17 protein-coding genes and 1 pseudogene are annotated in these 23,484 nt (G+C 61.9%); 10 read left to right on the forward strand and 8 right to left on the reverse strand.

Features of this window, described 5'->3' with window-relative positions:
• Positions 1-102 precede the first annotated feature (102 nt).
• Positions 103-4,641: a DUF6543 domain-containing protein gene (locus tag ABVN20_RS13565; RefSeq protein ID WP_368556211.1), complete on the forward strand. Its 4,539-nt coding sequence runs from the start codon at positions 103-105 to the stop codon at positions 4,639-4,641.
• Positions 4,642-4,764: 123 nt separating this feature from the next.
• On the opposite strand, the gene ABVN20_RS13570 is transcribed toward ABVN20_RS13565, so the two are convergent.
• Positions 4,765-6,300 (reverse strand): PLP-dependent aminotransferase family protein, encoded by a 1,536-nt coding sequence (locus ABVN20_RS13570; protein ID WP_368556212.1) that lies wholly within the window; start codon positions 6,298-6,300, stop codon positions 4,765-4,767.
• A gap of 90 nt (positions 6,301-6,390) precedes the next feature.
• Here ABVN20_RS13570 and ABVN20_RS13575 point away from each other — a divergent pair, with 90 nt between their 5' ends.
• From ABVN20_RS13575 to ABVN20_RS13585, 3 genes are read left to right on the forward strand one after another with little or no spacing between them, the layout of a single operon-like run.
• Entirely contained in the window at positions 6,391-7,014 is a 624-nt protein-coding gene (locus ABVN20_RS13575; protein ID WP_368556213.1) for an FMN-binding negative transcriptional regulator, read from the forward strand.
• Between the two features lie 9 nt (positions 7,015-7,023).
• A complete protein-coding gene (locus ABVN20_RS13580) occupies positions 7,024-7,470 on the forward strand; it encodes an N-acetyltransferase family protein (RefSeq protein WP_368556214.1) in 447 nt (148 codons plus the stop codon).
• A gap of 17 nt (positions 7,471-7,487) precedes the next feature.
• Entirely contained in the window at positions 7,488-8,159 is a 672-nt protein-coding gene (locus ABVN20_RS13585) for a GNAT family N-acetyltransferase (RefSeq protein ID WP_368556215.1), read from the forward strand.
• Positions 8,160-8,223: 64 nt separating this feature from the next.
• Here the strand turns inward: ABVN20_RS13585 and ABVN20_RS13590 are convergent, their stop codons facing one another.
• Positions 8,224-8,496 carry a transcriptional regulator gene (locus ABVN20_RS13590; protein ID WP_368556217.1) on the reverse strand — a complete coding sequence of 91 codons (273 nt, stop codon included), beginning with the start codon at positions 8,494-8,496 and terminating at the stop codon, positions 8,224-8,226.
• Positions 8,493-9,824 (reverse strand): type II toxin-antitoxin system HipA family toxin, encoded by a 1,332-nt coding sequence (locus ABVN20_RS13595; protein ID WP_368556218.1) that lies wholly within the window; start codon positions 9,822-9,824, stop codon positions 8,493-8,495. The genes ABVN20_RS13590 and ABVN20_RS13595 overlap by 4 nt, the downstream gene beginning before the upstream one ends.
• A 154-nt stretch (positions 9,825-9,978) precedes the next feature.
• On the opposite strand from ABVN20_RS13595, the pseudogene ABVN20_RS13600 reads away from it, so the two are divergent.
• A pseudogene (locus tag ABVN20_RS13600) lies at positions 9,979-10,128 on the forward strand (autotransporter domain-containing protein); the annotation flags it as partial.
• A gap of 79 nt (positions 10,129-10,207) precedes the next feature.
• Here the strand turns inward: ABVN20_RS13600 and oadA are convergent.
• Both oadA and ABVN20_RS13610 read right to left on the reverse strand, forming a co-directional pair.
• On the reverse strand, positions 10,208-12,016 hold the full coding sequence (gene oadA / locus ABVN20_RS13605) for a sodium-extruding oxaloacetate decarboxylase subunit alpha (protein ID WP_368556220.1): 1,809 nt from the start codon (positions 12,014-12,016) through the stop codon (positions 10,208-10,210).
• A gap of 11 nt (positions 12,017-12,027) precedes the next feature.
• Positions 12,028-13,443, reverse strand: a complete 1,416-nt coding sequence (locus ABVN20_RS13610; RefSeq protein ID WP_368556221.1) for an acetyl-CoA carboxylase biotin carboxylase subunit — start codon at positions 13,441-13,443, stop codon at positions 12,028-12,030.
• 190 nt (positions 13,444-13,633) lie between these two features.
• Here ABVN20_RS13610 and ABVN20_RS13615 point away from each other — a divergent pair, with 190 nt between their 5' ends.
• Positions 13,634-14,596 (forward strand): LysR family transcriptional regulator, encoded by a 963-nt coding sequence (locus tag ABVN20_RS13615; RefSeq protein ID WP_368556223.1) that lies wholly within the window; start codon positions 13,634-13,636, stop codon positions 14,594-14,596.
• Here ABVN20_RS13615 and ABVN20_RS13620 read toward each other — a convergent pair.
• The 3 genes from ABVN20_RS13620 to ABVN20_RS13630 form a co-directional block, all read right to left on the reverse strand.
• Positions 14,538-14,747, reverse strand: coding sequence for a PA3496 family putative envelope integrity protein (locus ABVN20_RS13620; protein ID WP_368556224.1), 210 nt, complete (start codon positions 14,745-14,747; stop codon positions 14,538-14,540). The two genes, ABVN20_RS13615 and ABVN20_RS13620, sit on opposite strands and share 59 nt — an antisense overlap.
• 215 nt (positions 14,748-14,962) lie before the next feature.
• A complete protein-coding gene (gene hexR, locus ABVN20_RS13625; RefSeq protein ID WP_192307191.1) occupies positions 14,963-15,829 on the reverse strand; it encodes a transcriptional regulator HexR in 867 nt (288 codons plus the stop codon).
• Positions 15,830-15,985: 156 nt separating this feature from the next.
• Entirely contained in the window at positions 15,986-18,850 is a 2,865-nt protein-coding gene (locus ABVN20_RS13630) for an EAL domain-containing protein (protein WP_368556225.1), read from the reverse strand.
• A 255-nt stretch (positions 18,851-19,105) separates the two neighbouring features.
• Between ABVN20_RS13630 and uvrD the strand changes: the two genes are divergently transcribed.
• From uvrD to ABVN20_RS13650, 4 genes are all read left to right on the forward strand, one after another.
• Complete coding sequence (gene uvrD, locus ABVN20_RS13635; RefSeq protein ID WP_368556226.1) at positions 19,106-21,289, forward strand: DNA helicase II; 2,184 nt, start codon at positions 19,106-19,108, stop codon at positions 21,287-21,289.
• 143 nt (positions 21,290-21,432) lie between these two features.
• Complete coding sequence (locus ABVN20_RS13640; protein ID WP_368556227.1) at positions 21,433-21,873, forward strand: EamA family transporter; 441 nt, start codon at positions 21,433-21,435, stop codon at positions 21,871-21,873.
• Between the two features lie 180 nt (positions 21,874-22,053).
• Positions 22,054-22,923 (forward strand): Tim44 domain-containing protein, encoded by an 870-nt coding sequence (locus tag ABVN20_RS13645; RefSeq protein ID WP_368556228.1) that lies wholly within the window; start codon positions 22,054-22,056, stop codon positions 22,921-22,923.
• 147 nt (positions 22,924-23,070) lie between these two features.
• Complete coding sequence (locus ABVN20_RS13650) at positions 23,071-23,478, forward strand: SMI1/KNR4 family protein (RefSeq protein ID WP_217973077.1); 408 nt, start codon at positions 23,071-23,073, stop codon at positions 23,476-23,478.
• Positions 23,479-23,484: the final 6 nt, after the last annotated feature.

Below are 23,484 nucleotides of genomic sequence, written 5' to 3' on the forward strand. Positions count from 1 at the left end.
TTTTTGCCTGCGATATCTATCTACCGCAAGCCACCGGCTCCCCCTCGCTAACGTCTCCGGCCTCAAGGCGGTGTCATCCGCAGCCGCCATCAGGAGACAAGCATGTCCGAAACCACCTCGCAGAAAGAACTGGATTTACTCACCGAACTGATCACCGGCCCGCTGATCAGCGAAGTGGCCACAAAGGTCCTGCGGCCTGCGCTTGATAAGCTGTATCCGCACCTGAAAATCGACCCGTCACTGGCCACCGTCGTGAGCCCGGCCTGGACGATTACCCACAATCGCGTCATCCCCGGCAAGAACACCTACGAATCTTTGACCAATGTGCTGGTGCGCCTGGGTTACACCGGCAAGTACGTCAATTACATTGATGGCGAACACTTCCTGACGCTGCATCCGGGCGTCGAGCCGATGGTCCAACTGGCGGTGAAGATCGACGCCATCGGCGCCCTCCTCAATGCCCTCGCCCCGCTGCTGTTCAATGCCTACCAGCAACAACAACTCGACTATTGGAACCAGGAAACCAGCCCGGCAACACCCCGCTGGCATCAACTGTCGCAATCGCTGCAAAGCATCTGGAACCTCGACTCGACACTGGACTGGAGCGAAGACGAAAAGGCCATGGCCCGCGCGGTGTTCAACCAGCCGGACCGGGCGACACGACGCACCGGCGACAAGTACAAGACCAAGGCGTGCCTGATCGACGTCGACGGGCTCAAGGCACAGGGCGATTCGGGCAGCCATTCATGGATTCTCGATGCCGCCGTTCTGGTCGGGACGCTGGGTGAGCGCACCTTCGTGCTCACCCATTCGATCGTCGAAGGGTTCCGGCGCTACGACACGGTCGAGGCATTGGGCGAGCGACTGCCCGCCCGACACAACATGCGCTGGCGGCTGTATGAACCCGATGGCAACTTTTTCCATCACCAGGCCTGCGCACTGATTGCGCTGGAAATCGACGCCATCGGTGACCTGAACACTCCCGACAACACCACCCCGCCCAGGCTTTCAACCGCCGAAAGTACTCACCCCAGAAACTTCACCGACGCGAATCAACAGCCGACGTCTCACTTCAGCAAGGTCGAGGCACTGACGCCCGGCTGGCTGAAGAGCGCCTCGCCGGCTGACCTCACTCGCTACAGCCGGCATTTGATGGACATCGCCAGCTTGCGTGAAAAGGATGCCGGCAAGACCTTCCTCGACGGCGTGCCGGCACTGCGCGAATTCACCCTGCAACGCCTGCGCGAACAGATGATCAAGGAGCACCCGGACGCACGGGCGCTGAAGCTTGAGGATGTCGAATTCAGCATCACCAGCGTGGTGGTGATCGGCACCTTCGTCGTACCCACCAAGCCCCAGGTGCTCAGGCTGTCGCTGGTGGAGCTGGCCCTGCAGAACCTGGTCGGCCTGCCGCTGGGGAACAAGGCGGTGTACTTCAAGAACGGCAAGGCCACACCGGCGTGGATGACGCCGGCATACCTGGAGCAACTCGTCAGGCAGGTGAACATTGGCGACACCTACCCCGCGCTGATCAAGCAGAAACTGCTCACCGATCCCCCGGAACAATCGCGCCGCCAGGATCTGTACACCCGGCACCTGCGCATCCAGCTGCCGCTGCAAGCGCTGCAATGCAAGATCCGCGAGCAGGCGGGAATCGACGAGCGCGGCTATCAGTACGTGCTGGCGGCCGTGCAGGAAAAACCGGCGGATCGTTATGTCGATGGGCTGGAGATCATCATCCGACCGCTGGCGTTCGTGCACGATACCCAGGGGAAGGCGGACACCGTCGCCAACATGTTCGTGATCGGCCCACGCCTGTCTTCCAAGGGGCCGTGCCTGCTGTATCGACCGCTGCTCGAACACCCGTTACTGCAATACCCCAGCGAGGCGAATTTGCTGTATGCGATCAAGCACAGCAAGACACTGCGCCAATCGGTATTGGCCTGGCTGCCGGATGCGGTGCGCTTCAACTACTCGCAATACGCCTTCCCCGGCGAGTTGCCGGCCGTGTGGACCATCGGGCAGTTGCTGGTCGAACCGTCCTCGCTGCTGGGCAAGATGGCCAACGTAACATTCAGCACCCAGGCAATGGAGGGCGAGCCGGTTGCCGCCCTGTTCAAGGCCAATGCCGAAGCGATCGTCACCCTGGCTGACCGCCAATCGGTGTCCAATGCCGAAGCGCGCTGGGCCACGCTCAAGCAAGGCGCCTGGATGATGTTCTCGGTAGCCCTGCCGTTTCTGGGGCGTACGCTCAGCACCGCCTCGTGGGTCTGGCAGATCATGGATGACCTGCAACAAGCCAGCGACGCCCGGGAAGCCAACGACAACGACACGGCCTGGTCGGCCATGACGGACCTGTTGCTGACCCTGAGCATGGTGCTCGCCCATCAGGCCGCCGCCCGGCAAAGGTCCGCGGCACCCGCCCCGGAGAAAATCGCCGCTGAACGCCCTGCCCTGCACGCCCTGCCCGCCCCCAAACCGAGCGTGACGCGCTTGCCCGACTGGCAATCGAGCCAGCCACCGGCTGCCCATGAATCCTCGCTGCATACGCCCGGTGCGCTAACGACCAAGGGCCTGGGCAAAGTGCTCGACGCCCTGAGCATCGACGAGCCCGCCGGCCTCAAGCCCGCAGCGCCTGAGCCCGGCCCCTACCAGCACCTGCACGGGCTCGACCATCGGTGGTACGCCAAGGTCGGCCAACGCTGGTTCGAAGTCACCCTCAACGATAACGAGGACGTACAGATCATCGACTCGCGCCCCAAGCCCGCCATCAAAGGCCCGCTGCTGGTTCATTCAGCCAAGGGGCAATGGTTCATCGACATGCGCCTGCGCTTGCGTGGTGGTGGCCGGCGCCTGGAGTTGATGCGCAGGAACGAGCAGCGCAAGACCGACCTGAAACAAAAACTCGAAGCGTTCGATGCGCGCAAGCACCAGCTGGAATCGGAACTGCAAACGGCTGAAAACGCCTTCACCCAGGCCAACCTCCAGTCCCTGGGCGACACCCTGGACGCGCAGGTGGCGGAGTACGGCGCGTACATCGAACTGCTCAAGGAATACAACGCGCTGGAGCCGCTGCAAAACTATCGCCCGGTGCTGGTCAGTTGCCTGGATAACCAACTGTCGCTGACGCAGAAATGGTTCGCCCTACAGCACCCCAGCTTCACTGAAGCCTTGCGCCAGTCGCTCACCCTGCTCGACCAGAAAGCGCCTGAAGGCACGCTGACGCCGCGCCAGACCTATCAGTTCACCAGCGACATGACCCAGCACTACATCCACAGGATCGAATTCGCCAATGCCCGCATCGCTGAAATGACCCGGCTGGGCAAGGACGCCAGCGAAATCGCCCGCGAATACTCGCTGCACATGCCAGCCTTCAAACTGGCAGATCTGAAGATGTTCCAGGTCAGCATCGCCCAGGAACTGTGCATCAACGACAGCGCGCCGGGCGATCTGGCAGCGGCCCGGCAGGCGATGGAAAAAATGGTCGAGGATGTCTGCCTGACCATCCAGTCTTCACTGGACCTCACGGCGAGCGGCGAGGCCTTGCCCTTGCTCGAACGCATCGACGGCTTCAACGACCTGGTGGAGCAGTTCGCCAACCTCGACCAGCGCATTGCCGACCTGGCGCCGGAGTTTCCCGAAGAACTGCTGGGTGACTCTCTGGACATCATGCGCGAACGGGTCAAGGCCTTCAACGAACCGACCACCCGGCAGCTCACCAGCCTGTTGCTGGAACGCCGGTTGCTGGCGCCGACACCGGGACCTTCGCGACCGGCACCACCGCGCAGTCGCATCATCAAGACGCGCTTCAAGGGCACCGTGGTCGGCACGCCACGCCCGCGCAAAGCCGGCGAGGAAGCCAACCTGTACGACGTCACCTCGCCCCTGACCGGCAAAGTGATCGCGACCTTCCATGAAAAGAGCCCCGGCAACTGGCTGGAGCATGTCCCCGCCAAAGCCGCCTCAACGGCGCGCCCTACCCTTGATCTCAGCATCCAGAAGGGCCAGATCCTGCTCGACCAGATGCCGGCGTTCAGCCGCCGCACCGAATCGCACGCCAGTCAGGCCGGGCGCATTCCGGTGGAGATCGAGGAAATGTTCAATCAACAGGCCCGCCGAATGAACCAGGCGGCCGACACCATCGAAAAGGCCCTGACCGACCTGAACGCCACGGATGGCGGCCAGACCTCGGCGGTCAACCTGGTCAAACAGCTCAATGAAGGTGCGACCGGCCTTTACGAACAAGGCCGCCAGGCGCGTATCAGCATGATCAAGAAACAGCCACCCACCGCCGCCCGCGTGCAATGGCTGCATGAAAAAGGCCTGGTGGAGATCGTCCGGGTACCGGGCCGCAGCCGGCTCAAGGGGCAACGCAAGGACTTCCTTGAGGAGTATGAGATTCGCGAGCGGGCAGCGGGCGACAGCAAGGCCGTGCTCTGGTATGCGCACTTTCATTACCCCAAGGCCGACACACCGGTGGATGGCTACACCGCAGCCCATCTGAAGACCGCCTCCCAACGCAAACTGGGCAGCGGCTTCGAAATGAAAACGGCGCCGTCCAGCAGCGAACTGATCGAGATCTACCGCAGCGAAATCAGCCCGCAACTGGCCAAGGCGTTGTTCTTGCCCTCAAAAAACTGACCCGCCCCCTGTAGGAGCGAGCTTGCTCGCGATGGCCGTCAACGATAACGCGCAAGGACGGAATTTCCGCGGTGCCAAGGCGTCCATCGCGAGCAAGCTCGCTCCTACAGGGTTGGGATGTGGTCAGCGCCAGGCTTTTTTCAGCCGCGCCAGCGCTGCCCGGATATCCGTCTCCGGCACCGCCGCAAACCCCAGCACCAGCCCGGCGCGCTCATCTGGCGGCGTTGGCGAATCCGGCAGCCAGTAGCTGCTCAGCGGATTGATCTCGACGTCGACGCGCGCGGCGCTCTCGACCAGCGCCTGCTCGCGGGCCTGTGAGTCTACGGCGACCGTCAGGTGCAGCCCGGCGGCGACACTCGGCAGGCTGCCCACGCCTGGGATCTCCTGGGGCCAGTCCGCCAGCAACGTGTTGCGCCGACTCAAGGCTGCGCGGCGCATGCGGCGAATGTGCCGCTGGAAGTGCCCGGCCGCCATGAACTCGGCCATCACTGCCTGGGTGCTGACTTCGGAGTGCCGGACATCCACCGCGCGCCGCTGCGAAAAGGCATCCACCAACCCCGGCGGCAGTACCAGATAGCCCAGGCGCAATGCCGGGAAGGCAACCTTGCCGAAGGTGCCGACATACAACACCCGTCCCTGGCGGTCGAGGGCCGCCAACGGCGCCAGCGGCGCACCGGTGTAGCGATACTCGCCATCGTAGTCGTCCTCGACGATCCAGCCCTGGGTCCGCTCGGCCCAGGCCAGCAGTTCCAGACGCCGCGCCAGGCTCATCACCACCCCGGTCGGATATTGGTGCGACGGGGTGACGTACGCCAGGCGACAGTCACTGATCTGCGCCAGCCCGTGACAGTCGATGCCTTCACTGTCCACCGCTACGCCATGCAGGTGCGCCCCGGCGACGGCGAAGGCATGACCGGCAGCGCGATAGCCGGGATTTTCAATCGCCACCCCGTCGCCTGGCTCCACCAGCAACTGTGCACAAAGGCTGATCCCCTGCTGCGCGCCACTGGTGATCACAATTTGCTCAGCCGTGCATTGCATGCCACGGGAACTTCGCAGGTACGCAGCGATCAGCCCGCGCAAGCGCTCATCCCCCGCCGGGTCGCCATAACACAGCTGACGCAAATCCGGTTTGCGCCAGAAAGCCGCGTTCAGCTTGGCCCAAACCTCGAACGGGAACAGATCGAAGGCCGGAACACCCACCCGAAATGCCCGTGGCGGGCCACTCGGTGGCAGCGCCAAATGGTTCTTTTCGACCCGCCCAAGCGGCCCGCTGTGGATAACTTTACTGGATGAAACAACAGGTAAATCCAGCCAATTTGTGGATAACCCTGTGGGTAAGCCTGTTGAAAAGCCTGTGGATACTTTTGTGGATAGTTTTTTCGTCTGCGACAGTTGCGCGACATAAGTGCCGTCGCCCACCCGCCCTTCGATAAAGCCTTCGGCGTAGAGCTGATCGTAGGCCCGCACCACGCTGTTGCGCGAAATCGCCAACGCAGCGGCCAGGTCGCGACTGGCCGGCAAGCGCGTGCCACTGACCAGGCGCCCGTCGAGCACCCGCGCACGCAATGCCTGATAGAGCTGGCGACTCAGGCCCTGGCGGCGATCCAGTTCGATGCCGGCCGGGTTGAACGACAAGGAAAGCGGCACATTCGTCATGGCAATGGACCTATGAAATTGGCCATTAATGGCTCTTACAACAGACCAATAGCCTGCCTAGGATGCAGGCAATCGCCAAGGAAAATTTCCATGTACACGCCACGCAGTTTTGCCATCGACGACTTGCAAGAGATGCAGCAGCAGATGCGGGACACCCGCCTGGCCGTGCTCGTGACCCACGGCGCGCAGGGCTTGCAGGCCAGTCACCTGCCGCTGTTGCTGCGCCCGGACGAAGGTCCGAATGGCACCGTCTACGGTCACTTTGCCCGCGCCAATCCACAGTGGAAAGACCTGCAGGACGGCGCCGAGGCGCTGGTGATCTTCGCCGGCGCCGACGCCTACGTGAGCCCCGGCTTCTATCCGAGCAAGGCCGAACACGGCAAGGCAGTTCCGACCTGGAACTACATCGCCGTACACGCCTACGGCACCGCCGAGGTATTCACCGACGCCGGGCGCCTGCATGAGCTGGTCAGCGCCTTGACCGATCGCCACGAAGCCGGCCGCGCGCAGCCGTGGAAGGTCACCGATGCCCCCGCCGACTACATCGACGGCATGCTCAAGGCCATCGTCGGTTTTGCCCTGCCGATCCAGCGCCTGGAAGGCAAACGCAAGCTCGGCCAGAACCGCAGCAGCGCCGACGTTGCCGGCGTCCGCGAAGGGCTGGCCGCCAGCCCGGATGCCCAGGACCGTGCCCTCGCCCACTTGATGCCATAAGGAACACACATGAGCCAGCTTGAAATCCGCCAGGTCAGCGCCGACGATCACGCCGCATGGCTGCCGTTATGGCAGGCTTACCTGCGCTTCTACAACACGGAACTGGCCGACAGCGTCAGCCAGAGCACCTGGCAACGCTTCCTCGACCCCAACGAGCCGACCCACGCGGCGCTCGCCTGGGCCGATGGCAAAGCAGTGGGCATGGTGCATTTCATCTACCATCGCTCCAACTGGGCCATCGAGAACTCCTGCTACCTGCAAGACCTGCTGGTGGCGCCCGAGACCCGTGGTACCGGCGTTGGCCGCAAACTGATCGAGTTCGTCTACACCACGGCCAAGGCCGATGGTTGCAGTAAAGTCCACTGGTTGACCCACGAAACCAATGCCACGGCGATCCAGCTCTACGAGCGCATCGCCGAACGTCCGGGGTTCATCCAGTTTCGCAAAGCCATTTAAGGTTCAAGGAGAACAGCATGTCGACTTCACTCGCCGACTGGAAAGGCGTCCCGGCACCCACCGTGCAAACCCTCGAAGGGCGCTTCATTCGCCTGGAAAGACTCGACCCGGCGCGCCACGGCGACGAGTTGTTCGACGCCCTGCAGGGCCCCGGCGCCGACCCGAAACTCTGGGACTACCTGCCTTACGGTCCATTCCCGGAGCGCAGCGGCTTCAATGACTGGCTGAACAACCACGCCGCCAGCAGCGACCCGTACTTCTTCAGCGTGATCGACCGCGCCACGGGCCAGGTGCAAGGCATCCTCAGCCTGATGTCGATCGTGCCGGCCCAGGGTCGTATCGAAATCGGCCACGTGACCTTCGGCGCACCGATGCAGCGCTCGCCGAAAAGCACCGAGGCGGTCTACCTGCTGGCCAAGGAATCGTTCGCCCTGGGCAACCGCCGCCTGGAGTGGAAGTGCAACAACGGCAACGCCCGCTCCAAGTACGCGGCAGAACGCCTGGGCTTCAGTTTCGAAGGCGTGTTCCGCCAGCACATGGTGGTCAAGGGCCAGAACCGCGATACCGCGTGGTACTCGATCCTCGATTCGGAATGGCCGGCAGTCGCGGCGGGTTTCGAGCGCTGGTTGAGCGATGAAAACCAGGTGGGTGCCGGTCAGGTGAAGACCCTGGCGGAGTGTCGAGGGTAAGTTGCCCGAGTTTGCACAGAGGCCTTCGCGCTCAGGCTGGCGAAGGCACTCTGGCACCTGCGGATCAATCCCTTCGAATCCGCACCACCCCCATCTTCATCCCGAAAGGCCGGAACACGGCATTCAGTGATTTGAGTGTCTGGTTGCCTTCCCCATGCTCGATGTGCACCAGCGTGCGTACCGAAATCCTGCACATCTTCGCGAACTGAACCTGGTGCATCCCTGTGACCTCAACCCGCAACCGGCGAACGGCTTCGCCGATCTCAAGCGAGCCCTGATTCAGCGCTTCCTGGATGCTGTCCAGGAGAACTGCACGTTCGGCGACGGTCATGCTCATTTCAGATGCCACTCTTTCAAACGTTGCTCCAGGTTTTTCAGTGCGATGCGCGGATGGTTCATCGTGACATCGGGCAATCCGCTTTCAGCCAGAATGTCGGGGAGCGCCAGCAGTCCCTTGGCATCCTCACGCAGGCGCTCAAACGAATCCTGCCACTCGCTCAGACCCGTAAGACCTGCCAGGGACTGGCAGACGCCGCGCCAATCGACATCACCGGCCCTTTCCAGTTCTTTGGGCCATTTGGTGGTTCTGGTGACGCCTTCGTCGTCCATGACCATTGGCGCCAGATCATAGATGGGAGCCAGGCGAAATGAGCTTGTGCCACGAATGATTGCGGTGTTGCGCCCGTGGTTGTCGGAGTTGCCAAGGATTTTATTCAGCAGATCCCGACGCAGGTAGTCAGCAACAAGATCCGCAATCTGAGCCTCCTGTCCCGCGTCACGCCAAAGCCCAGCCAGCATGCGAATGACGTCGAGGTGGTTCATGGCGCTGCCGGGCGTAGTGATTTGTGCCAGCGAATAAATCGACTCCACGGCAAGACGCTCAACGCCCTGGTTAGTCACTTGGCGATCAAAGCGATGCATCCATAGACTGGGTTTGCTGGCTTCTTCCAATGTCAGCCCCTGCGCCGCCACGGTTTCTATGCCTAATGCTTGCAGGGCCCTGTAGTAGTGAAATTCGCTTCGGAGGATGTCTTGATCATTTTGGCTGCCCTTGTTCCGCGAGAACTTCACGAACCAGTGCTGGGTAACGCCTGCATCATCCAGCACGGCATCCGGGTACAGGTCGTTGTCCTTGCCTTGGGCCAGCAATAGTTTGGGTGCCTCTCCGCCCGCCCCCGTTGCCCCTCCAATGGCAGCCCCCTGCTCGTAGGCGTATTCCAGAAAACGGTTATCGCGGCTGACCACATCCTCGCGCTTGAAACCCATTGGCGTACGCTGATCCAAGGCTTCGGCCGACTCTTTTATGCGCATATTGCCAATGGGGGCTGGGGTGCATCTGGCCAGCAGATAAAGATCGGCGCTGATGTCGGCGGGCTTATCACCACCTGTGTGTGCCAGGAGGAATTTTCGAGCTGCGCCGGCAGGTGCAATGTCATACACGAACGCCGGTGTGTCGGATCTCCTGCTCTCCCAATCGAGGGGGAATCTGGCGCTGACCGCCGCAGCAAAGGGACTTCCAATATTCTCGTAATTGTCCACGAGATAATGGGCCTCATATCCGAAGCTGCATCGGCTCTCGAAGCCCTTTTCCGGGTTATCGAAGCTCAGCCTCATGGCGTCCCGCCATTCGCCGCTGGCATGAACCTGGAGAGTCAGGTCGTACATATCTTCACCACCTGCATTTAAATGCATTTATTCCAGCAAACCAGCGCTACACACGCAATATAGTGCATATCCACGGACGTGACAGTAGTCATAAACGCAATAGAATGCAGATTTTAAAGGTATGGACCCCGCAAATCTGCAAAATAATGCATATGCGCCCCTGGATCGGGACACATTGATGGTCGATGCCGGCCTGGACCTGAAACTCTCGGCACACAATACGCTGGGCGTGGGTTTGAACGGCGAAAGGGGCAGCGACAGTCGCGGTCATGGCGTGATGTGGCAGTGGCGCATGAGCTTTTGAGCGGCTACGAAATTCGGGCAAAAAAAAGGGGAGCACCTGCTCCCCCGAGGTTTAAAGCGTTGTCATCGTGGCTGTTAACTCAGCCTTCGATCTCGATCAGGATTTCGCCCGGATTCACCCGATCGCCCTTGGCCACGTGAATGGCGGTGACCTTGCCGGCGATGGCCGCCTGCACTTCGGTTTCCATCTTCATGGCTTCGGTGATCAGAACGGCCTGGCCAGCCTTGACGGTGTCGCCTTCCTTGACCAGCACATCGACGATGTTGCCCGGCATGGTGGTGCTGACGTGGCCCGGTGCAGTGGCTTGCTTGCGCTTGCTGCTGCCACCGCCGACGAATTCATTCAGCGGCTCGAACACCACTTCTTCCGGCATGCCGTCGATGGACAGGTAGAAGTGACGCTTGCCTTCGGCCTTGACGCCGACACCGGTGATGTCGACGCGGTAGGTTTCGCCGTGGACGTCGATGACGAACTCGGTCGGTACGCCTTCGCCACCAGCGGCAGCGACCTTGCCGGCTTCCGGAATCGGCAACAGCACTTCCGGGGTCAGGGTGCCGGCAGCACGCTCTTCGAGGAACTTGCGCCCGATGTCCGGGAACATGGCGAAGGTCAGCACGTCTTCTTCGGACTTGGCCAATGCGCCAATGTCTTCACGCAGCTTGGCCATTTCCGGCTTGAGCAGGTCGGCGGGACGCACGTCGATGACGTCTTCGCTGCCGATGGCCTGGCGACGCAGCTTCTCGTTCACGGTGCCTGGCGCCTTGCCGTAGCCACCTTGCAGGTAGAGCTTCACTTCGTTGGTGATGGTCTTGTAGCGCTCGCCGGCCAGCACGTTGAAGAACGCCTGGGTGCCGACGATCTGCGACGTCGGGGTCACCAGCGGCGGGAAGCCGAGGTCTTCACGAACCCGCGGGATTTCCGCCAGCACTTCGCCCATGCGATTCAGGGCGCCCTGCTCCTTGAGCTGGTTGGCCAGGTTGGAAATCATCCCGCCTGGAACCTGGTTGACCTGTACGCGGGTATCGACCGCAGTGAATTCGCTTTCGAACTGGTGGTACTTCTTGCGCACGGCGTAGAAGTACAGGCCGATCTCCTGCAGCAATTCCAGGTTCAGGCCGGTGTCGAACTCACTGCCCTTGAGGGCGGCGACCATCGACTCGGTCCCTGGGTGGCTGGTGCCCCAGGCGAAGCTGGAGATCGCGGTGTCAATGTGGTCGGCACCGTTTTCGATGGCCTTGAGCTGGCACATCGCGGCCAGGCCGGCGGTGTCGTGGGAGTGGACGAACACCGGCAACGACTGCTCGGCTTTCAGCGCCTTGACCAGCTCGCCGGTGGCGAATGGGGTCAGCAGGCCAGCCATGTCCTTGATCGCCACCGAGTCGCAACCCATGGCTTCCATTTGCTTGGCCTGGTTAACGAAGGCCTCGATGGTGTGCACCGGGCTGGTGGTGTAGGCGATGGTGCCCTGGGCGTGTTTGCCCGCCGCTTTCACCGCTTCGATGGCCACGCGAAGGTTACGCACGTCGTTCATCGCGTCGAAGATGCGGAACACGTCGATGCCGTTGACCGCCGCCTTGGCAACGAAGGCCTTGACCACGTCGTCGCTGTAATGGCGGTAGCCCAGCAGGTTCTGGCCGCGCAGGAGCATTTGCAGGCGGGTGTTGGGCAGCGCGGCGCGCAGCTGGCGCAGGCGCTCCCATGGGTCTTCCTTGAGGAAGCGTACGCAGGCGTCGAACGTGGCGCCGCCCCAGCATTCCAGCGACCAGTAGCCGACCTTGTCGAGCTTGTCGCAGATCGGCAGCATGTCTTCGGTGCGCATGCGGGTCGCGAGCAGCGATTGGTGGGCGTCGCGCAGGATGGTGTCGGTTACGTGAATCTTCTTGGACATTGTTTTATTCCTCACAGGCCTGCGTGGGCGGCGATGGCGGCGGCGATGGCCAGGGCCAGCTCTTCGGGTTTGCGCTTGATCGAGTAGTTGGTCAGTTCAGGGTGGCTTTCCACGAAGCTGGTATTGAACTGGCCGCTACGGAATTCCGGGTTGCGCAGGATTTCCTGGTAATACGCGGCGGTGGTCTTGACCCCTTGCAGACGCATGTCGTCGAGGGCGCGCAAGCCACGGTCCATGGCTTCTTCCCAGGTCAGCGCCCAGACCACCAGTTTCAGGCACATGGAGTCGTAGAACGGCGGAATGGTGTAGCCGGTATAGATCGCCGTGTCGGTCCGCACGCCGGGGCCGCCGGGGGCGTAGTAGCGGGTGATCTTGCCGAAACTGGGCAGGAAGTTGTTTTTCGGGTCTTCGGCGTTGATCCGGAACTGCAGCGCGAAGCCACGGTGCTGGATGTCTTCCTGTTTCACCGAAAGCGGCAGGCCGGAGGCGATGCGAATCTGCTCACGGACGATATCGATGCCGGTGATTTCCTCGGTGATGGTGTGTTCCACCTGCACCCGGGTGTTCATCTCCATGAAGTACACCTCGCCTTCGGCGAGCAGGAACTCCACGGTACCGGCGTTCTCGTAGCCCACGGCCTTGGCGGCACGCACCGACAGGTCGCCGATGTAGGCGCGCTGTTCCGGGGTCAGTTGCGGGCTCGGGGCGATTTCGATCAGCTTCTGGTTGCGCCGCTGGATCGAGCAGTCACGCTCGAACAGGTGCACCACGTTGCCGAAGCTGTCGCCCAGAATCTGCGCTTCGATGTGTTTGGGGTTTACGATGCATTTTTCCAGAAACACTTCCGCCGAACCGAATGCCTTGGTGGCCTCGGAAATGACCCGGGGGAAGGCCTGTTCGAGTTCTTCGCGGCTGTTGCAGCGACGGATACCACGGCCGCCACCACCGGAGGTGGCCTTGAGCATCACCGGGTAGCCGATGCGGTCACCTTCGGTCAGGGCTTCTTCGATGCCCGAGACGTTGCCTTCGGTGCCTGGGGTGACGGGCACGCCCGCCTTGATCATGCTGCGGCGCGCTTCGGTCTTGTCGCCCATGCGGCGGATGACTTCTGCGGCCGGGCCGATGAACTTGATCCCACGTTCGGCGCAAATTTCTGCCAGTTCCGCGTTTTCCGAGAGGAAACCGTAACCTGGGTGCAAGGCATCGCAGCCGGTTTCCACTGCCAGGTTCACCAGCTTGCGCGGGTTCAGGTAACCGGCCAGTGGCTCGGCACCAATGCTGTGGGCCTCGTCCGCACGCTTCACATGCAGGGCGTGGCGATCGGCATCGGAAAAAATCGCCACCGAGCGGATGCCCATTTCGGCGCAGGCTCGTACGATTCGTACGGCAATCTCACCACGGTTGGCGATCAGGATCTTTGTTATCACTTGGAGTTTCCCTTGAGCCGCTGGTACCCACGACCTGCTAGACCAGGTCGACGCGTGACCAAATGTTTCAATTTGGTCGCAGCTCCACACTAGCCCGCGCAATGGATTAACAAAAATGATTAATAATTGGGTCATGCATAAGTAAAGACTTATAGTTATGCCATGAGCCTGCGGCGGGAGCGTTCGAATAATGCGTAAGTCATTGATGCGTATGACATTGCGTCAATTGCAGATTTTCAATGAAGTCTGTGATCTGCGCTCCTACAGCCGCGCTGCCGACGAAATGTCGCTGACGCAACCCGCCGTCAGCCTGCAGATTCGCCAGCTCGAAGAGCTGATTGGTCAACCTTTGTTCGATTATGTCGGCAAAAAGCTCTATATGACCGAAGCCGCTGAAGCGCTTCAGCGGGCGAGCCGGGACATTTTCGGCCGCCTGGAAAACCTCGATATGCAGCTGTCGGACATGCAGGGTTCGTTGCAGGGCCAACTGAAACTGGCCATCGAATCCAGCGCCAAGTATTTCGTGCCGCACCTGTTTGCCGCGTTCAAGCGCCAGCACCCGGAGGTCAACCTGCAACTGACGGTGGTCAACCGCGGCCAGGTGATCCGTCGCCTCTCCGACAACCGCGATGACCTGGTGATCATGTCCATGGTGCCGCAGGACATGGGCCTGGAGTTCCTGCCCTTCCTCAACAACCCGATCGTGGCCGTCGCGCCGCCCGATCATCCCTTGTGCCACATGGGCCCGCTGCGCTTGCAGGACCTTGAACCCTACACCCTGCTGCTGCGCGAGCCTGGCTCGGGTACGCGCATGGCGTGCGAGGAGTATTTCAAGGAGAAGCGCGTGCACTTCAACCAGACCCAGGAAGTCTCGTCGGCCGAAGCCCAGCGTGAATGTGTACTGGCGGGTCTGGGCGTCGCGCTGATGACGCGCCACGCCCTGAACCTGGAATTGGCGACCGGCGGCCTGGTCGAGCTACCGGTCGAGGAGCTGCCGCTGTTTCGCAGTTGGTGCCTGGTCCAGGCCAAGGCCAAGCGGCTGTCGCCGGTGGCCCACGCATTCCTTGCGTTCATCCGCAGCGAACGGGTGCAGATCAGTGGCCTGGTTGAGCGTTTCGACGGGAAGCTGCGGGCGATGCCTGCCAGAAATTGAGTTCCAGCTCCGGGAAGTCACCGATCTCGGCCATCAACTGGCGGCGCTCGCAGCGATCTTCGATGGCGCGGCGAAACTCCATGCGGCGCTGGTCTTCCTGTTGACGACGGGTTCTGACAGCGCTGTTGCGTTCTTCGTAGGGCTGGGCCATTTCGAGTCTCCCAAGGCGAGTACGGGAGTTACAGGATGGGCGCGGGGGATGACGGTTTGGCGGCGGGTGGGTTACAGGCTCGTGAAAGTTGTTGATCCGGAGGGCCTTATCGCGAGCAGGCTCGCTCCCACAGCTTGCCTTGTGAACACCGATCCATTGTGGGAGCGAGCCTGCTCGCGATCAAGGTCGATACGACCTTGCGATGACGCCAGTCATCAATCATCCAGCGCTTTCACCGCCTTGGGCGACAAGCGCAAGCTGCGCAGGCTGCGCTTGACGCTCTTGAGGTGGTTGACCAGGCTCGGCCCGCGCGCCATGGCCACGCCCATCGCCAGCACGTCGATCACCACCAGGTGGGCAATGCGCGAGGTCAAAGGCGTATAAATCTCGGTGTCTTCGTGCACGTCGATGGCCAGGTTGACGGTCGACAGCTCGGCGAGCGGCGTCTGGCTCGGGCACAGGGTGATCAGCGAGGCGCCGCTTTCGCGCACCAGGTTCGCCGTGATCAACAGGTCCTTGGAGCGCCCCGACTGGGAAATGCAGATCGCCACGTCGCTGGGCTTGAGCGTCACCGCCGACATCGCCTGCATGTGCGGGTCGGAGTAGGCAGCCGCCGTCAGCAGCAGGCGGAAGAACTTGTGCTGGGCATCCGCCGCCACCGCGCCCGAGGCCCCGAAGCCGTAGAACTCGACGCGCTGGGCCTGGGACATCAGCGACACCGCCCGCTGCAATTCCACCGGATCGAGCTTCTCACGAACCTCCATCAGGGTGTGCAGGGTGGTGTCGAAAATTTTCAGGCTGTAGTCAGCGACCGAGTCGTCTTCATGGATGGCGAACTGGCCAAAACTCGCCCCCGCCGCCAGGCTCTGCGCCAGCTTGAGCTTGAGGTCCTGGAACCCGGAACAGCCGATGGCCCGGCAGAAACGCACGATGGTCGGCTCGCTGATGCCCACGCTGTGGGCCAGATCGGCCATGGAACTGTGCATCACCGCCGCGGGGTCAAGCAGCACGTGGTCGGCGACCTTGAGCTCCGACTTGCGTAACAGGTGACGTGACTGGGCGATGTGTTGCAGCAGATTCAAGGGCCTGGACTCTTTGTTATGGGCAGGTGCCGGAGATGTAGCAAGCTTGTAGTTATACTACATGAATCGGCTTTCTGCCTGCTCAAATGCGTAACCAAATAGCGCCTGACGGCTTGGTTTTGGCAAGGAAGGCCAGATGTAGCGGTTATGGCGGGACTATTCGCCCTGCGCTCGCAACAGCACGGCCAACGCCTGCGCCTCGATAGGCCGGCTGATCAGGTAGCCCTGCACCTCATCACAACGCTCGCCCTGCAAAAATTCGAGCTGCTCAGCCAGTTCCACCCCTTCGGCCACCACCTTCAGCGACAAGCCGTGGGCCATAGCGATGATCGCCCGCGTGATCGCCGCATCCACCGTGCCCTCCCCCAGGCCCCGAATGAACGCCTGATCAATCTTCACGTAGTCCACCGGAATGCGCTTGAGGTAGCTCAGCGACGAATAGCCGGTACCGAAGTCGTCGATGGCCAGCTTGACCCCCAGATCACGCAGTTGCTGGAAGGTCGCGATGATGTGTTCGACGCTGTCCAGCAGGTGGCTTTCAGTGAGTTCCAGTTCCAGGTAGTGCGGCGCCAGGCCGGTTTCTTCCAGCACCTGACGCACCAGGCTGACCAACTTGCCCTGGCGCAGCTGGTGCACCGACAGGTTGACCGACACCCGGATCGGCTCCAGGCCCTGGCGTTGCCATTCGCACGCCTGCCAGCAGGCCTGACGCAGCACGAATTCGCCGATGGGGCCGATCAGCCCGGTTTCTTCGGCCAGGCCGATGAAGTCTCCCGGCGGGACATTGCCCAATATCGGATGGTCCCACCGCACCAGCGCTTCAGCAGCATTCAGCCGGCCAGTAGCGAGGCACAACTTGGGTTGGTAGAACACGCTCAGCTGTTTTTCTTCGATGGCCTTGCGCAAGCGGTTTTCCAGTTGCAGGCGCTCAAGGGTGCTGGCTTGCAGGCTGTCGGTGTAGAACTGGAAATTGTTACCGCCCAAGTGCTTGGCGTGCTGCATGGCCATGTTCGACTGGCTCACCAGCGCGGAAATTTCCCGCGCGTTGTCCGGCAGCATGCTGATGCCCATGGACGCGCTGACCACCAGCTCGTGCCCATCGACCGTCACCGGCACGCGCAGTTTGGTCGACAGTCGCGTCGCGACCCGCGCCAGGCTCGACAGCGTGCCGTAGGCGTCGAACAGCACCGCGAATTCATCACCGGACAGCCGCGCGATGGTGTCCGCCTCCGGCAACGCATTGACCAGGCGCCGGGCCATTTTCTGCAACAGCTGGTCGGCAACTTCATGGCCCAGGCTGTCATTGAGCAGCTTGAAACGGTCCAGGTTGATGTGCAAAAGCGCCAGGCTGCGACCACCCTGGCGCACCCGCTGATGGGCCTCGCGCAAGCGTTCGCGGAACAGCGAGCGGTTGGCCAGCCCGGTCAGTTCGTCGTAGTGGGTCAGGTAGCGCATGCGCTCTTCGGATTCGCGGCGCGCCGACAGATCGGCGAAGAAGCCTACGATATGACTGATGTTTCCCCGTGTATCGCGCACGGTGTTCAATTGCAGCCATTGTGGGTAGAGCTCGCCGTTCTTGCGCGTTTCCACCAGCTCGCCCTGCCAGCTGCCGTGTTGCTCCAGCGCCTGATGGATCGCCCCGTAGTGACGGCGGGCGTCCCGACTGCAGGGCAGTTCGACGACGTTACGCCCGATCATGTCGTCCAGGTCATAGCCCGTTAATTGGCTGAAAGCCTGGTTGACGGCAATGAGGGCGTAGTTCGGGTCGAAAATCATGATGCCTTCACTGGCGGCTTCAAACACCGTAGCCGCCAATTGCTGTTGCGCCTCCAGCCCTTTGCTGGCGGTGATGTCGCGGCGGGTACCGACCATGCGGATCACCCGGCCGCTCTCCGTACGCTCGACCGCGCGGCCACGGTCCTCGATCCAGACCCAGTGGCCAGCGCCGTGACGCACGCGGTATTCGATCTGGTAGTCCTCGCTGCGCCCCTTCAAGTGCTCGATCAATGCGCGCTTGAGCGCCGGCAGATCGTCGGGATGCAAACGTGGAGTGAGATGGCCGAGCATCGCCGTGACGAACTCCGGATCGAGCCCGAACAACTCCTGGACGTGAGTGTGGTGGACTTCGTCGGTTTGCAGGTTCCAGTCCCACAACCCTAACTCACTGGCTTTCAACGCCAGGGCCAGCCGTGCTTCGCTTTTGCGCAGGGCCTGGTTGGCGGCGTCCAGTTCGAGACTGCGCTCGACGACGCGGGACTCCAGCCCGGACTGGATTTCACGCAGCTCGTCTTCGGCACGGCGGCGCTGCTCGATCTCTTTGGCCAGCTCATGGTTCAACTGATCGCTGCGGGTTTGCGCCTGCTGCAAATGTTCGATCAGGGCCTGATTCTGGAAACGCCGCAGCAAGCCGCCGTCGATCAGCCGATTGACCTGCCAGGCCACCACGCTCAGCGCACCCAGCAGGATCAGCCCGAACCAGCCCCAGCCCTGCCCCTGCTCGTCCCCGCCCCAGAACAGGTAGCCGATCGCAGGCAACAGGCAGGGCAAGGTAAAGGACAGGAACGCCGGCAGGCTGACGGCATAGGCCACGCTGGCCGAGAGCGCCGCCGCGCCGATCAGACCGAATACCCAGGCCTGCTGGATGAAGTTATCGGCGGGCACCAGGGCGATGCCGGCACCGGCCAGGGTCAGGCCGGTCATGGCCGAACCGAGCAGGAACATGCGACGCCAGACGGGATGGGCCTGGCGGTTGGGAATCGCCGAATCGAAGGCCGCGACCTGGATCACCCGCAGCGCCACCAGCGACAGCAGCCACACCAGCCAGACGGTGATCACGAAGTAGCGCTGCGGACTCCAGAGCAGTCCGGCGCAGACCAGGCCATTGATCAACATGAACAGGGTCGGCAACAGCGAGCCCTGGTACAGCAGGCGCGTACGCTCGACCGCCATTTGCATGGCGTACTGTTTGCGGATAACCCGGGGCTCCACAGTAGGGCCCGACAGGTCGGAGCTGAGGGTCATAGACAATGTTCTTGTTCTTATAATGATGAGCTGAGCCCGAACGTGGACGGAGCATACACAAGCCAATGACCTTACCAAACTGCTCCAGATCATAAATTCGACAAAAGTCCTCAGCCCTTCGACCCCCGTGAACCCTGCAAGCGAGCCCCGCCAACGACTGCAGCGGATGACCGACCGGTCGTCCTGCGCGCCTCTTTCATCGGCTAAAGCAAAGCGATGTTTGCCCGGTGTGACGCGGCCCCCTAGAATGCCCCGATGCGCGATGATCTCTCCCTTCTGCTGAACTCCCTCAACGATGCCCAACGGCAGGCCGTAGCCGCCCCCGTGGGTCGTCAGTTGGTCCTGGCCGGTGCTGGCTCCGGTAAAACCCGAGTGCTGGTGCACCGTATCGCCTGGTTGATCCAGGTCGAAAACGCCTCGCCCCACTCGATCCTGTCGGTGACCTTCACCAACAAGGCCGCTGCCGAGATGCGTCACCGCATCGAGCAGTTGATGGGTATCAACCCGGCCGGCATGTGGGTCGGCACCTTCCACGGCCTGGCGCACCGCCTGCTGCGGGCGCACTGGCAGGAAGCCGGCCTGAGCCAGACCTTCCAGATTCTCGACAGCGACGACCAGCAGCGCCTGGTCAAGCGGGTGATCCGCGAGCTGGGCCTGGACGAACAACGCTGGCCGGCCCGTCAGGCCCAGTGGTTCATCAACGGGCAGAAAGACGAAGGTCTGCGCCCGCAACACATTCAAGCCAGTGGCGATCTGTTCCTGGCGACCATGCGCAGCATCTACGAAGCCTACGAGGCCGCGTGCCTGCGCGCGGGCGTCATCGACTTCTCCGAGCTGCTGCTGCGCGCCCTGGACCTGTGGCGCGATCACCCAGGCCTGCTGGCGCATTACCAGAAGCGCTTCCGCCACATCCTGGTGGACGAGTTCCAGGACACCAACGCCGTGCAGTACGCCTGGTTGCGTCTGCTGGCCAAGGGTGGCGACAGCCTGATGGTGGTCGGCGACGACGATCAGTCGATCTACGGCTGGCGTGGCGCGAAAATCGAGAACATCTACCAGTACTCCGATGATTTCCCGGACGCCGAGATCATCCGCCTGGAGCAGAACTACCGCTCCACCGCCGGTATCCTCAAGGCCGCCAACGCCCTGATCGCCAACAATACCGGGCGCATGGGCAAGGAGCTGTGGACCGACGGCGGCGATGGCGAAGCGATCAACCTGTACGCGGCCTTCAACGAGCACGACGAAGCACGCTACGTGGTGGAAACCATCGAAAGCGCGCTGAAAACCGGCCTGGCTCGCAGCGATATCGCGATTCTGTACCGCTCCAACGCCCAATCGCGCGTTTTGGAAGAAGCTTTGCTGCGTGAGCGCATTCCATATCGCATCTACGGCGGCCAGCGCTTCTTCGAACGAGCTGAAATCAAGAACGCCATGGCTTACCTGCGCTTGCTGGAAGGCCGGGGCAACGATGCCGCGCTGGAACGGGTGATCAACGTACCGACCCGCGGCATCGGCGAAAAAACCGTCGAGGCCATTCGCGAACACGCACGCCACAGCGATGTATCCATGTGGGAAGCGATGCGCCAGCTGATCGCCAACAAAGGCGTGACGGGCCGTGCTGCCGGCGCCCTGGGCGCGTTCATGGAACTGATCGAAAACCTCGCTGCCAAGTGCATCGAGATGCCGCTGCACCTGATGACCCAGACGGTCATCGAGCAGTCCGGGCTGATCGCCTACCACGAAGCGGAAAAAGGCGAGAAAGGCCAGGCTCGGGTGGAAAACCTTGAGGAACTGGTCAGCGCCGCGCGCAACTTCGAGAACACCGAAGAGGACGAGGACCTGACGCCATTGGCGGCGTTCCTCGGCCATGCATCGCTGGAGGCCGGGGACACCCAGGCCGACGAGCACGAAGACAGCATCCAGTTGATGACCTTGCACAGCGCCAAGGGCCTGGAGTTCCCGTACGTGTTCCTGGTGGGCATGGAAGAAGGCCTGTTCCCGCACAAGATGAGCCTGGAAGAACCCGGCCGCCTGGAAGAAGAGCGGCGCCTGGCCTACGTCGGCATCACCCGCGCCATGCAGAACCTGGTGATGACCTACGCGGAGACCCGCCGCCTGTACGGCAGCGAGACCTACAACAAGGTCTCGCGCTTCGTACGCGAGGTTCCGAAAGGGCTGGTCCAGGAAGTGCGGCTGTCCAACAGTGTCAGCCGTCCATTCGGTGGCGGCCAGCAGCAAAGTACATCCAGCCTGTTCAGCGGTAGCGAAATCCCGCAGACCGGCTTCACCCTGGGCCAGGCCGTGCGCCACTCGGTGTTCGGCGACGGCGTGATCCTCAACTTCGAAGGCGCTGGCGCGCAGGCGCGGGTGCAGGTGAACTTCAGCGAAGGCAGCAAGTGGCTGATGCTGGGGTATGCGAAGCTGGAAGCGATCTGACGATACCGTTGGCGCTTCCTTGTGGGAGCGAGCCTGCTCGCGATAGCCGTGGATCAGTCAATACTGATGTGGCTGGTACACCGCAATCGCGAGCAAGCTCGCTCCTACAGTGGCGCAGCGGGCGGTCATGACAAGGAGCAAGCATGGGCTCGGGTTTCTTTTCTTCCTGGACGTTCTGGGCGCTGTTGTCTGCTGCTTTCGCGGCGTTGACCGCCATTTTCGCGAAAATAGGCGTGGAAAACGTCAACTCGGACTTCGCCACGCTGCTGCGTACTGTGGTGGTGCTGGTCAGCCTGGCCTTGATTTTGTACGCCACGGGCCAATATCAGTCTTTGGGCTCGATCTCGCCGAGAAGTTATCTGTTCCTGCTGCTGTCCGGGCTTGCGACCGGCGCCTCGTGGATCTGCTACTTCCGTGCGCTGAAAGTCGGTCCGGCCTCGCTGGTCGCACCGGTGGACAAGCTCAGCGTGGTCCTCGTGGCCGTGCTCGGCGTGATGCTGCTGGACGAGAAACTCGACCTGCGCCAATGGGGCGGTATCGGTCTGATCACCGCGGGTGTGGTGATGCTGGCGTTACGACGCTGAGGCATCTTCCTACAGAACTTATCTACCTATCCTACTGACCAAAGTTAACAGGCCTTATTGCGCTGACTGGAGCTGAACCCAACCTGTCAGGCAAAAGCCCGAAACAATCTGCCGCTAGCCAGTCACCCTTCAGCTGTGCAACATGGCGACGCGTGCCATCCACAAATGGGAATTCCCTTTATGAAACGTTTTCTTAGCATCGCCATGGCGTTGTGCATCGGCCTGACGATGAGCCTCGACGCCAACGCCAAGCGCTTTGGTGGCGGCAAGAGCTCCGGCGCCGCGCCGACTCACCAGACCAGCCAAATGGCTCCTTCTTCTGCTGCAGGTGGCGCTGCTGCCACTGCGGGCGCGGCCGGTGCCGCTGGCGCTGCCGCCAAGGCTGGCGGTGCCTCTCGCTGGCTCGGCCCTCTGGCCGGTATCGCCGCCGGTGGCCTGTTGGCGTCCATGTTCATGGGCGACGGCTTCCAGGGCATGCAGTTCTTCGACATCCTGATCATGGCGGTCATTGCCTTCCTGGCCTTCCGCTTCTTCGCCGCCCGTCGTCGCAAGCAGCAGGAGCAACTGGCTCCAGCCGGCGCGCCGATGCAGCGTGAAGTGTTCGAGCAGAAGCCATCCATGGGCTCGATCTTCGGTGGTTCGGCCGCGCCAGTTGCCGCTCGCCCGGTGATCAATGCGCCAGCCTGGTTCAACGAGCACAGCTTCATCGAGGCCGCCCGTACCCACTTCCAGTCCCTGCAACAACACTGGGACGCCAACGAAATGGACAAGATTGCCGAGTTCGTGACTCCGCAACTGCTCGAGTTCCTCAAGCGCGAGCGTGCCGACCTGGGTGATGGCTTCCAGTCCACCTACATCGACAACCTCAATGTACAACTGGAAGGCGTTGATGACCGCGCCGACAAGACTATCGCCACCCTGACCTTCAGCGGCGTGTCGAAGACCTCGCGTTTCGACCAGGGCGAAGTGTTCAGCGAAAGCTGGAACATGGAACGCGCCCAGGGTGAAAACCAGCCTTGGCTGGTGGCCGGTATCCGCCAGAACGGCTGATCCGCCCTGCGTTCGATGTGACGCAACGCTGTCTAATAAAAAACCCGGCCTCGGCCGGGTTTTTCTATTTCGCGGTTACATCCATAGCAAGCTACTGTATAAACCGCCCCATACAAACCGCGCCATACAAGCAAGAGGATCCCGGACGTGGAAGAAATCATCGAACAACTGCGTGAAGCCAACGAACCGGTTCCGGTCCCCTTGGAGTTGCCCGACGAAGATCTGTTGGTGGAAATCGAGGAACAGCTGTTCATCGACATCCCGTTTGTCTTCCGCGAGTTCTTGCTCACCGTCAGTGACGTGGTCTACGGCAGCCTGGAGCCGGTGACCGTCACCGACCCGCAATCGCACACTTACCTGCCTGACGTGGCGGCCAATGCCTGGGACGCCGGCGTCGATCGCAGCATGATCCCGATCTGCCAGGACGGCGACGACTACTACTGCGTTGAAGAAGACGGCACCGTGGTGCTGTGGTCCGCCGAAGAAGAACTGGTCACCGAAGAGACCTGGGAATCGGTGTGGCACTGGGCGCGGGACGTCTGGCTGGAAAGCTGAGACACC

Origin of the sequence: Pseudomonas sp. MYb118 (assembly GCF_040947875.1) — a bacterium.
Classification (GTDB): domain Bacteria; phylum Pseudomonadota; class Gammaproteobacteria; order Pseudomonadales; family Pseudomonadaceae; genus Aquipseudomonas.

Bases quoted from the DNA above. Each gene is read 5' to 3' on its own strand.
- ABVN20_RS13590 (WP_368556217.1), bottom strand. From the start codon at position 8,496: ATGAGCATGACCGTCGCCGAACGTGCAGTTCTCCTGGACAGCATCCAG.
- ABVN20_RS13630 (WP_368556225.1), bottom strand. From the start codon at position 18,850: ATGACCCTCAGCTCCGACCTGTCGGGCCCTACTGTGGAGCCCCGGGTT.
- ABVN20_RS13615 (WP_368556223.1), top strand. From the start codon at position 13,634: ATGCGTAAGTCATTGATGCGTATGACATTGCGTCAATTGCAGATTTTC.
- oadA (WP_368556220.1), bottom strand. From the start codon at position 12,016: ATGTCCAAGAAGATTCACGTAACCGACACCATCCTGCGCGACGCCCAC.
- ABVN20_RS13575 (WP_368556213.1), top strand. From the start codon at position 6,391: ATGTACACGCCACGCAGTTTTGCCATCGACGACTTGCAAGAGATGCAG.
- ABVN20_RS13595 (WP_368556218.1), bottom strand. From the start codon at position 9,824: ATGTACGACCTGACTCTCCAGGTTCATGCCAGCGGCGAATGGCGGGAC.
- ABVN20_RS13620 (WP_368556224.1), bottom strand. From the start codon at position 14,747: ATGGCCCAGCCCTACGAAGAACGCAACAGCGCTGTCAGAACCCGTCGT.
- ABVN20_RS13570 (WP_368556212.1), bottom strand. From the start codon at position 6,300: ATGACGAATGTGCCGCTTTCCTTGTCGTTCAACCCGGCCGGCATCGAA.
- ABVN20_RS13640 (WP_368556227.1), top strand. From the start codon at position 21,433: ATGGGCTCGGGTTTCTTTTCTTCCTGGACGTTCTGGGCGCTGTTGTCT.
- ABVN20_RS13585 (WP_368556215.1), top strand. From the start codon at position 7,488: ATGTCGACTTCACTCGCCGACTGGAAAGGCGTCCCGGCACCCACCGTG.
- ABVN20_RS13580 (WP_368556214.1), top strand. From the start codon at position 7,024: ATGAGCCAGCTTGAAATCCGCCAGGTCAGCGCCGACGATCACGCCGCA.
- ABVN20_RS13645 (WP_368556228.1), top strand. From the start codon at position 22,054: ATGAAACGTTTTCTTAGCATCGCCATGGCGTTGTGCATCGGCCTGACG.
- uvrD (WP_368556226.1), top strand. From the start codon at position 19,106: ATGCGCGATGATCTCTCCCTTCTGCTGAACTCCCTCAACGATGCCCAA.
- ABVN20_RS13565 (WP_368556211.1), top strand. From the start codon at position 103: ATGTCCGAAACCACCTCGCAGAAAGAACTGGATTTACTCACCGAACTG.